Below are 10,243 nucleotides of genomic sequence, written 5' to 3'. Positions count from 1 at the left end.
CGGCGCGCACGGTCATCCAGCGCTCGCCACGGTCCACGTGCAGCAGCACACCGTGGGCGCGCGCCCACGGTGTGCTGCTGCACGTGGACCGTGGCGAGCGCTGGATGACCGTGCGCGCCGACGCTACCGGTGCCCTGCCGGCGGCACAGATGTGCGCCTTGGCCGAGGCGCAGCGCGTGTACGGCCCGTGTCGGCTGCAGCGCGAAGCCGCCGCCGCCTTCGACGCGCGCTTACAGGCCGCCTATGCCGACGGCAGCGGCTCCACCGCCGCCGCGATCGTCAGTGAGGTCGAAAGCGAGGCCGACCTGTCGCGCCTGATGCAGGAGCTGCCGCAGATCGAGGATCTGCTGGAGGCCGCCGACGACGCACCGATCATCCGCATGCTCAACGCGCTGCTGACACAGGCAGTACGCGAGCGCGCCAGCGACATCCATATCGAACCCTACGAGCGCCACTCCAGTGTGCGCCTGCGCGTCGATGGCACGCTGCGCGAGGTGGTGCAGCCCAACCGCGCCTTGCATGCGGCGCTGATCTCGCGCCTGAAAATCATGGCCGAGCTCGACATCGCCGAAAAGCGGCTGCCGCAGGACGGCCGCATCGCGCTGCGGCTGGGCGGCCGCGCGGTGGATGTGCGCGTCTCCACGCTGCCCAGCGCCCACGGCGAGCGCGCGGTGCTGCGGCTGCTGGACAAGTCCGAGGGTGTGCTGAGCCTGGAGGCTGTGGGCATGCAGGGTGCCACCCTGCAGACCTTCGAGCGGCTGGTCGCGCAGCCGCACGGCATCGTGCTCGTCACCGGCCCCACCGGCAGCGGCAAGACCACCACCCTCTATGCGGCGCTGCAGCGTCTGGATGCGCAGCGGCTCAACATCATGACGGTGGAGGACCCGATCGAGTACGAGCTGCCCGGCATCGGCCAGACCCAGGTCAATCCCAAAATCGACCTGACCTTTGCCAAAGCGCTGCGCGCGATCCTGCGCCAGGATCCGGACGTGATCATGATTGGCGAGATCCGCGACCACGAGACCGCGCAGATCGCCATCCAGGCGTCGCTGACCGGCCACTTGGTGCTGGCCACGCTGCACACCAACGACGCGCCCAGCGCCGTCACGCGCCTGGTGGACATGGGTATCGAGCCGTTTCTGCTGGCGAGCTCCCTGCTCGGCGTGCTGGCGCAGCGGCTGGTGCGCAAGGTCTGCCCGGCCTGCGGCGGCGCCGGCTGTGCGCATTGCAGCCAGGCTGGCTACGCGGGGCGCACGGGCTTGTTCGAGCTGATGCTGGTCGATGAGGGCCTGCGCGCCTTGATCCACGACCGCGCGCCAGAGGCCGCCTTGCGCGCACATGCGCTGCAGCACGGCCTGGTGCCGCTGCGCCAGGCGGGCGACGCGCTGGTCGCGCAAGGCGTGACCAGCGCCGAGGAAGTCTGGCGCGTCACACGCGACTGAGCCAGCGCTCGACTCGATCCTCGCCACAACAATGCCGACCTTCCGCTACCAAGCCCTCGACGTGCACGGACGGCGCCAGCGCGGCACACTGGTGGCCGAGCATGCCCGCGCCGCGCGCGCGCAGTTGCGCGCGCAGGGGCTGGTACCGTTGGCGGTGACAGCCCGCGGCGAGGGGGCCCTGCTAGGCAGCGGTGCACACCGCTGGCCAGCGGCACGGCTGGCGACGTGGACGCGGCAATTGGCCGCACTGGTCGACAGCGGCCTGCCGCTGGAGCGAGCGCTGGCCGAGCTGGCGCGTGAGGCCGACGATGCGTCGCAGCAGGCGCTCGTGACCGAACTGCGCGCCGAGGTTCACGCCGGCAGCACGCTGGCCACCGCGCTGGCGCACCACCCGCGCGTGTTCGACGCGCCCTACCGCGCGGTGGTGGCCGCCGGCGAAGCCAGCGGGCGGCTGGGCACCGTGCTGCAGCGGCTGGCCGACGAGCGCGAAGCCGCTGAGGCGCTGCGCCAACGCATCCTGTCGGCGTTGCTGTACCCGGCCATCGTCACGGCATTCGCGCTGGCCATCGTCGTGTTTCTGATGACATATATCGTGCCACAAGTGGCCCAGGCATTTGCGAGCAGCCAGCGCGCGCTGCCGACGCTGACCCTTGGAGTGCTGCAGGCGAGCGCCTGGCTGCGCGGCTGGGGCTGGACGCTGCTGCCGCTGCTGGCCGCTGGGGCAGTGGCCTGGCGGCTGACCCGGCAACGCCCAGCGGCGCGGCTGGCGCTGGACCGCGCCTGGCTGCGCCTGCCCCTGCTGGGCCGGCTGGCGCGCCAGCTCGATATCGCGCGGCTGGCCGCGACGCTGGCGCTGCTGGTGCAGGCCGGCGTTCCGCTGCTGCGGGCGCTGGCCACCGCCGCCGATACCCTGCACAACACCGCGCTGCAGCGCGATGTGCACGAGGCGCACGCGCTGGTGCGCGAAGGCGCGCCGCTGGCTGCGGCACTCGCCACCCGCCCGGCGCTGGCGGGGCTGCTGGTGACGTTTGCCCGGCTGGGCGAGCAGACCGGCCAGCTCGGGCCCATGCTGCAGCGCGCCGCGCAGCAGCTGGCCAACGACGCCCAACGCCGCCTGCTGCGGCTGACCACCTGGCTGGAGCCGCTGCTGATCATTGCCATGGGCGGGGTGGTGCTGCTGATCGTGCTGGCGGTGATGTTGCCGATCATCCAACTCAACCAACTGGTGCGCTGACCATGACCGCGCCGAGCGACCCCGACGATGGCTGGCTGCCCGGCACGCGCCGCGTGCCGTCGCCGAACCACGGCCCGCGCCCGGCCGGCGTGCAACCGTGGCTCGTGGTGCTGCACAGCATCAGCCTGCCGCCGGGCGAGTATGGCGGCCCTTGGATCGAGCGGCTGTTCAGCAACACGCTGGACTGGGATGCCCACCCCTACTTCCAGAGCATCCGGGGGCTGGAGGTCTCGGCCCACTTTCTCATCCGGCGCGATGGCGAGTGCGTGCAGTTCGTCGCGCTGCAGCGCCGCGCCTGGCACGCCGGTCGCTCCTCATGGCAGGGGCACGACAACTGCAACGACTTCTCGGTCGGCATCGAGCTGGAGGGGCTCGAGGGCACCCCTTTCACCGACGCCCAGTACGCGGCGCTGGCGCTGCTGCTGCGGGCGCTGCGCGAACGCCTGCCGGCGCTGCGCGCGGTGGCCGGGCACGAGCACGTCGCCCCTGGGCGCAAGCGCGACCCCGGCGCCGGCTTCGACTGGGCGCACCTGATCCGCCTGACTGGCTGGCCAGCGGCATGGTTTGCCAGCGATCTGTCTGCTGCACCCTCCGGTCCGGAGAAACCCGGGGATATGGATCGGGCGGAGGGATAGATTTTTTTTTGCAGCCTGCCCCCTTGCCCTCAGGGCCTGCGCCGCTACACTAAGGGTAGTGTTTTCGTTTGGTGTCAAACACTACATCTAGTGTTTGACGCTAACATTTGCAGCCTTGATCTTCCGCGAGGATCCATGCAGACCACCCTCACCTCCCCCGCGTCCACCGCCCACCCGATGACCAGCGCCGCACCGCCACGCGCCGCCAGCAGCACCACGCTGGCCCACTACCAGATCATCCGCCGCAACGGGGCGGTGGTCCCGTTCGAACCCAACAAAATCGCCGTCGCCATGATGAAGGCCTTTTTGGCCGTGCATGGCCCACAAGGCGCTGCATCGGCCAGCGTGCGCGAAACGGTGGACCAGCTCACCCAGGCGGTCGTGCGCGCCTTGATGCGCTCGCGCCCCGGTGGCGGCACCTTCCACATCGAAGACGTGCAAGACCAGGTGGAATTGGGCCTGATGCGCGGTGGCCACCACGAGGTCGCGCGCGCCTATGTGCTCTACCGCGAGCGCCGCGCGCAGGAGCGCGCCGCCAAAGCCGCCCAAACACAGCCCGCACAGCCCGTGCTGCATGTGGTCGATGGCGGCGAGCGGCGCCCCCTCGACCTCGAACGCCTGCAGGCGCTCATCCACTCCGCGGTGGAGGGGCTCGGTGCCGACGTCCAGGCCGAGCCGATCGTCGCCGAGACACTGCGCAACCTGTACGATGGCGTGCCGATGGAGGAGGTGCACAAGGCCGCCATCCTGGCCGCGCGCACCAAGATCGAGACCGACCCCGACTACACCTTCGCCACCGCGCGGCTGTTGTTGCACACCATCTACAAAGAAGTACTGGGGGAAGAAACCACCCACGCGCAGATGCGCGAGCGCTACGCCGAGTACTTCCCGGCCTTCGTCAAGAAGGGCGTGGAGGCCGAACTGCTCAACCCTGAGCTGCTGACCTTCGATCTTGCCCGGTTGGGCGCGGCACTCCGTCCCGAGCGTGACCTGCAGTTCGACTACCTGGGTCTGCAGACCCTGTACGACCGCTACTTCCTGCATGTGCGCAAGCAGCGCATCGAGCTGCCGCAAGCCTTCTTCATGCGCGTAGCCATGGGCCTGGCGCTCAACGAGATCGACCGCGAGGCGCGCGCCATCGAGTTCTACGAGGTGCTGTCCAGCTTCGACTTCATGAGCAGCACCCCCACGCTGTTCAACAGCGGCTCGCTGCGCTCGCAGCTGTCTAGCTGCTACCTCACCACAGTGCCCGACGACCTGGAAGGCATCTACGAGTCCATCAAAGAAAACGCGCTGCTGTCCAAGTTCGCCGGCGGTCTGGGCAACGACTGGACGCGTGTGCGCGCGCTAGGCAGCCACATCAAGGGCACCAATGGCGAAAGCCAGGGCGTGGTGCCGTTTCTGAAAGTCGTCAACGACACGGCGGTGGCGGTCAACCAAGGTGGCAAGCGCAAAGGTGCGGTGTGTTGCTATCTGGAAACCTGGCATCTCGACATCGAAGAATTCCTGGAACTGCGCAAGAACACCGGAGACGATCGCCGCCGCACGCACGACATGAACACGGCCAACTGGATCCCGGACCTGTTCATGAAGCGCGTGATGGAAAACGGCGACTGGACGCTGTTTTCGCCGTCTAGCGTGCCGGATCTGCACGACAAGGTCGGCAAAGCGTTCGAGCAGGCCTACTTGGCCTATGAAGAGAAGGCCGCGCGCGGTGAGATCCAGCCGTGCAAGACCGTGCGCGCGGTGGACCTGTGGCGCAAGATGCTGACCATGTTGTTCGAAACGGGCCACCCGTGGATCACCTTCAAGGATCCGTGCAACATCCGCAGCCCGCAGCAGCACGTCGGCGTCGTGCACTCCTCCAACCTGTGCACCGAGATCACGCTCAACACCAGCGACAGCGAGACCGCCGTCTGCAACCTGGGCTCGATCAACCTGGTACGGCACCTCAAGGACGGCCCCAATGGCAAGGCGCTCGATCACGACAAGCTCCAGCGCACCATCGCCACCGCGATGCGCATGCTCGACAATGTGATCGACATCAACTATTACGCGGTCAAAAAGGCGCGCGACTCCAACCTGCGCCACCGTCCGGTGGGCCTGGGGCTGATGGGCTTCCAAGACGCGCTGTACGAGCTGCGCATTCCCTATGCCTCGCCCGAGGCGGTGGAGTTCGCCGACCGTTCGATGGAGGCCATCTGCTACTACGCCTACTGGGCCAGCAGCGACCTGGCGGTGGAGCGGGGCCGTTATTCCACCTTCAAGGGTTCGCTCTGGGACCGCGGCATCCTGCCGATCGACTCGCTGGACCTGCTGGCACAAGAGCGCGGCGGCTACCTGGAGGTGGATCGCTCCCGCACCCTCGACTGGGACGCGCTGCGCGCCAAAATCGCTCGCGACGGCATGCGCAACTCCAACTGTATCGCCATCGCGCCCACCGCCACCATTTCCAACATCGTTGGGGTGGACGCGTCCATCGAACCGTGCTTTGGCAACCTGTCGGTCAAGTCCAACCTGTCGGGCGAGTTCACCGTCATCAACAGCTATCTGGTCAAAGACCTCAAGCGCCTGGGCCTGTGGGACGAGGTCATGATCATGGACCTCAAGCACTTCGACGGCTCACTGTGGCCGATCGACCGCGTGCCGCAGGACCTCAAAGAACTCTACCGCACCGCGTTCGAGATCGAACCGGCATGGCTGGTGGAGGCCGCCGCACGGCGCCAGAAATGGATCGACCAGGCACAAAGCCTCAACATTTACATGGCTGGCGCCTCGGGCAAGAAGCTGGATGAGACCTACAAGCTCGCCTGGATCCGCGGCCTGAAAACCACCTACTACCTGCGCACCACCGGCGCCACCCACGCCGAGAAATCCACCGTGCGCAGCAGCGCGCTCAACGCTGTGCCGAGCGCTGGCGCCCCCCCCGCCGCGGCGGCCTCGGGCACCGCCGAGCCTGCCACCGACATCAAGTTCTGCGCCCTCGACGACCCCGGCTGCGAAGCCTGTCAATGACGGTCCCTGCCACCAGCGCCGGCCGGGCTGATGCCCTCACGCAACAGCTCGGCCCGCCAGAGGCCACCCGCAGCCTGGAGCGGGATCAAACGCTTGTCATTTCGCCGCTGCCTTTCAATAATTTCACGAATTGGACACCAACATGCTGACCTGGGAAGACCAAACCCCCACCGTTGTCCCCCCAACGGCACGCCGCACGCCCGCGGCCGCGCCCGCGCTGCAACCGCCCGTTGGGGCGGCCCCCCTCTTCGGCACCACGCCCCATGCCCCCGTTGCGGGCTTTGACTATGTTTCTGCGGTGAGTGCCACGCCAGATATCGCTGCGGCTGCCACGAGCGCCCCGGCTGTCCAGTCGGTGCGCGCCCAAGCGGCACAATTTCGCCGCGTCAATGTCGCGGACAAGCGCATCATCAACGGCCAGACCGACGTCAACCAGCTCGTTCCCTTCAAATACAAATGGGCGTGGGAGAAATACCTCGCCACCTGCGCCAACCACTGGATGCCGCAGGAAATCAACATGTCGCGCGACATCGCGCTCTGGAAAGACCCCAACGGCTTGACCGAAGACGAGCGTCGCATCGTCAAGCGCAACCTGGGCTTCTTCGTGACCGCCGATTCGCTGGCGGCCAACAACATCACGCTGGGCACCTACCGCCACATCACGGCGCCCGAGTGCCGCCAGTTCCTGCTGCGCCAGGCATTCGAGGAGGCCATCCACACCCACGCTTACCAGTACATCGTCGAATCGCTGGGGCTGGATGAGGGCGAGATTTTCAATGCCTACCACGAGATCCCGTCGATCCGCGACAAGGACGAGTTCCTGATTCCCTTCATCGACGCGATCATGGACCCCACCTTCAAGACCGGCACACCCGAGGCCGATCAGACATTGCTGAAATCGCTGATCGTCTTCGCCTGCCTGATGGAGGGGCTGTTCTTCTACGTCGGCTTCACGCAGATCCTGGCGCTGGGCCGGCAAAACAAGATGACGGGTGCAGCCGAGCAGTATCAATACATCCTGCGTGACGAGTCGATGCACTGCAACTTCGGCATCGACATGATCAACCAGCTCAAGCTGGAAAACCCGCATCTGTGGACGCCCGCCTTCAAGGCCGAGATCAAAGAACTGTTCTTCAAGGCGGTGGATCTGGAGTACCGCTATGCCGAAGACACGATGCCGCGCGGCGTGCTGGGCCTCAACGCCAGCATGTTCAAGGGCTATCTGCGCTACATCGCCAACCGGCGCGCCACCCAGATCGGCCTAGAGCCGTTGTTCCCGAACGAAGAAAACCCCTTCCCCTGGATGAGTGAGATGATCGACCTGAAGAAGGAGCGCAACTTCTTCGAAACCCGCGTGATCGAGTACCAATCGGGCGGTGCGCTGTCCTGGGATTGATCCTCGACGCGCCCGTCGTCTGCATCTCGCGGCCCCCCTTCCAACCCCCGCCAACCTGAAGCAGGAGAACCCCCATGGCAACCGCGAAGAAGGCCGCCGGCGCGGCCACCGAGACCGCCAAGCAGAAGACGGCCGCCAAGGCATCCCCCCCGAAGGCCGCGAAGGCGGCACCCAAGAAAGCCTCGGCCGAGGCGACAGCAGCGGCCCAGAAGGCCGTCTCCACCAAGGCGACGAAGACGGCCGCCGAGGCCCCCGCTGCGCCGAAGGCTGACGCCCAACCCGCTGCCAAGGCAGCCGCCAAACCAGCCGAAAAACCGGCGAAAAAAACGGCCGTGAAGGCCACACCAGCGAAGAAGACCGCCAAAGCGGCTGCCCCGACGACCGCCGAAGCCGCGCCGAAAGCCGCCCAGAAGGCCACGGCCAAAAAGACAAGCGCCCCCAGCGCCAAGACCGCTGACAAGCCGGTCACCAAGACTGTAGCCAGCAAGTCGGTGACCCAATCCGCCGCCAAGGCCGAAAAGCCCGCGAAGGCCGAAAAGCTCGCCAAGGTGGATAAGGCGGACAAGGCGGTCAAGGTCCCGAAGGCCGCCAAGGCGGACAAGGCGGTGAAAGCCCCGGCCGCAGAAAAACCCACCAAGGCTGCGCCCAAGAAAAAAGCGACCAAGCCCGCCGCCGCACCCGCACCCAGCGCGCAAACCAAGCTCAATCCGAAAGCCGCCTGGCCTTTCCCAACCGGCCCGCGCCCTTGAGCCGGTGTCCGCTGGCGTCGGGCGACTCCGCCGCCCGAGCTGACGGCGGATTTGTCCTGAATCTGCGGGTCAGACGTCGAAGCGGTAGTTTTGGCCGCCGCGGGTGGCAATCTTGGCTGCCCCCATGCGATTGCCCAGCCGCGCCGCTTCGGTGACCGACCAGCCCTGGGCCAGACCGTGCAGCAAAGCGGCCCGAAACGCATCCCCACACCCGGTGGGGTCCACGATATCGGCCGCTGGCACCCCGGGCACGCGGATGCTCTCACCGTCCTGCCAAACGTCGCATCCCTGTTCCCCCAAGGTCACGACCAAGGCGCGCAGCCGCCGCGACAGCTCGGGCAGGGTCAGGCCCGTGCGGTCACACAGCAGCCGGGCTTCGTAGTCGTTCAAAGCGGCCCAATCGGCCAGATCGATCAGGCGCAGCAACTCTGCGCCGTCGAACATCGGCAATCCCTGGCCGGGGTCGAATACAAATGGCACACCGGCCGCGTGCAGTTGTTGCGCATGTTCCCAGGTGGCTTGTTTGCCATCGGGGGACAGGATCGCCAGTGTCACCCCATCGGTCGCGGTGATGGGGTTGGTATGGGCCAGCGCCATCGCACCCGGGTGAAAGGCGGTGATCTGGTTGTTGTGGCGGTCGGTCATGATCATCGCCTGGGCCGTGTAGCTGTCGGGCACCAGGCGCACGGCAGACACATCGACGCCCAGAGCACGCAGCCGCTGCAGATAGTGCTCGCCATCGGCGCCCAGCGCCGCCACGGGCCGCACCGCGCTGCCCAGCAACCGCAGGCCGTAGGCGATGTTGCCCGCGCAGCCGCCAAACTCGCGCCGCAACCCCGGCACCAGAAACGACACATTGAGAATGTGCAACTGGTCGGGCAGGATGTGGTCGGCAAAACGGCCTTCGAAGTCCATGATGGTGTCGAAGGCCAGGGAACCGCAGACGAGGATGGTCATGGGCAAGCAGTGAAAAACAGCGCCTCGCAAGGCGTCAGGGGTAGAAAAGCACGGCCCGATAGCCCGTCATGCGGGCCGCATCGGGGTGATCGAAGGCCAGCTCCAGCTGCAACGGCCACTCGGCCCCGGGCGCCAGCCGCTCCAGGGGCTGTGGCCAGGCGTCGGGTGTCCAGACACGGCGCACCAGAGGTTGGTCCTGCAGATCAGTCAGGGTCAGCTCCAGCGCGGGCGCCGCCACCTCGATGTCGGCACGGTTGCGCACCACGAGGTGAAAGCTGTAGCGATCCGGCGCCCGCCGCAGCAGCACCGAACTCTCGATGAGCACATCCTGCGGCCGTCGGGGCGGCGCGATGGTGCATCCCAGGCGGTCGCAAAACGCCGTCAAGGCCGGGCGCGCCGCGGGGTAGCGTGCAGCCCAGGCATCACGCCAGTACCATGCGGTCTGCCCGACCAGCAGCACGGCCAGCCCCAGCGCCAGCAGCGCGAGGGTGACCCGCACGGCAGGCCGGCGCCAAAAAGCCCGCCGCCGCGCCTGGCGAACGAACGACGGCTCTTGTGCCGGCGCCTCGGCCCGCGCAACGAAGGGGTCGCGCTCTGCGCTCTGATCGCGCGCCACATCCGCCCCACCGGCTTCGTCTGGCAGGACGGGATCGCACCCTTCGTAGCGCGGCTCCTGACGGTCGGACTCGGGCCACGGCGGCGGTTCAGGTGCGGGCTCAGGCGTAGGCTCGGGCGTGGGCTCAGGCGCAGCATTCCCCGGCGACTCCGCGGCAGGCATCGGTGGCGGGGCGGTCGGCGGGGGCGCTGTCTCGGGG

General features: G+C 67.4%; 8 protein-coding genes. 6 read left to right on the top strand and 2 right to left on the bottom strand.

Translation table 11 applies throughout. The features are described from left to right. The first annotated feature begins 104 nt into the window (after positions 1 to 104). From P3W97_RS05485 to P3W97_RS05460, 6 genes are all read left to right on the top strand, one after another. The gene (locus tag P3W97_RS05485; protein WP_300844563.1) at positions 105 to 1,442 is read left to right on the top strand and encodes an ATPase, T2SS/T4P/T4SS family; all 1,338 of its coding nucleotides are present in this window, start codon (positions 105 to 107) and stop codon (positions 1,440 to 1,442) included. Positions 1,443 to 1,473: 31 nt separating this feature from the next. Then, a complete protein-coding gene (locus tag P3W97_RS05480; RefSeq protein WP_300844560.1) occupies positions 1,474 to 2,676 on the top strand; it encodes a type II secretion system F family protein in 1,203 nt (400 codons plus the stop codon). Positions 2,677 to 2,678: 2 nt separating this feature from the next. After that, positions 2,679 to 3,311, top strand: a complete 633-nt coding sequence (gene ampD, locus P3W97_RS05475; RefSeq protein ID WP_300844558.1) for a 1,6-anhydro-N-acetylmuramyl-L-alanine amidase AmpD — start codon at positions 2,679 to 2,681, stop codon at positions 3,309 to 3,311. A gap of 135 nt (positions 3,312 to 3,446) precedes the next feature. After that, positions 3,447 to 6,326 carry a ribonucleoside-diphosphate reductase subunit alpha gene (locus P3W97_RS05470; RefSeq protein WP_300844556.1) on the top strand — a complete coding sequence of 960 codons (2,880 nt, stop codon included), beginning with the start codon at positions 3,447 to 3,449 and terminating at the stop codon, positions 6,324 to 6,326. Positions 6,327 to 6,468: 142 nt separating this feature from the next. After that, positions 6,469 to 7,722, top strand: coding sequence for a ribonucleotide-diphosphate reductase subunit beta (locus P3W97_RS05465; protein WP_300844554.1), 1,254 nt, complete (start codon positions 6,469 to 6,471; stop codon positions 7,720 to 7,722). 74 nt (positions 7,723 to 7,796) lie between these two features. After that, on the top strand, positions 7,797 to 8,471 hold the full coding sequence (locus P3W97_RS05460) for a histone (RefSeq protein ID WP_300844552.1): 675 nt from the start codon (positions 7,797 to 7,799) through the stop codon (positions 8,469 to 8,471). Between the two features lie 69 nt (positions 8,472 to 8,540). Here P3W97_RS05460 and P3W97_RS05455 read toward each other — a convergent pair whose 3' ends face one another. Further along, the gene (locus tag P3W97_RS05455; RefSeq protein WP_300844550.1) at positions 8,541 to 9,428 is read right to left on the bottom strand and encodes a carbohydrate kinase family protein; all 888 of its coding nucleotides are present in this window, start codon (positions 9,426 to 9,428) and stop codon (positions 8,541 to 8,543) included. Between the two features lie 34 nt (positions 9,429 to 9,462). Further along, on the bottom strand, positions 9,463 to 10,243 hold a 781-nt coding region (locus P3W97_RS05450), incomplete at its 5' end, for a DUF3426 domain-containing protein (protein ID WP_300844548.1).

The sequence above is a fragment of the Tepidimonas sp. genome (assembly GCF_029335975.1).
GTDB lineage: Bacteria > Pseudomonadota > Gammaproteobacteria > Burkholderiales > Burkholderiaceae_C > Tepidimonas.
The sequence above is the reverse complement of the archived record's forward strand: the minus strand, read 5'-3'. Positions and strand labels throughout refer to the sequence as shown.

Coding starts and splice junctions, on each gene's coding strand:
- P3W97_RS05485 (WP_300844563.1), top strand. CDS start 105: ATGACCGTGCGCGCCGACGCTACCGGTGCCCTGCCGGCGGCACAGATG.
- P3W97_RS05480 (WP_300844560.1), top strand. CDS start 1,474: ATGCCGACCTTCCGCTACCAAGCCCTCGACGTGCACGGACGGCGCCAG.
- ampD (WP_300844558.1), top strand. CDS start 2,679: ATGACCGCGCCGAGCGACCCCGACGATGGCTGGCTGCCCGGCACGCGC.
- P3W97_RS05470 (WP_300844556.1), top strand. CDS start 3,447: ATGCAGACCACCCTCACCTCCCCCGCGTCCACCGCCCACCCGATGACC.
- P3W97_RS05465 (WP_300844554.1), top strand. CDS start 6,469: ATGCTGACCTGGGAAGACCAAACCCCCACCGTTGTCCCCCCAACGGCA.
- P3W97_RS05460 (WP_300844552.1), top strand. CDS start 7,797: ATGGCAACCGCGAAGAAGGCCGCCGGCGCGGCCACCGAGACCGCCAAG.
- P3W97_RS05455 (WP_300844550.1), bottom strand. CDS start 9,428: ATGACCATCCTCGTCTGCGGTTCCCTGGCCTTCGACACCATCATGGAC.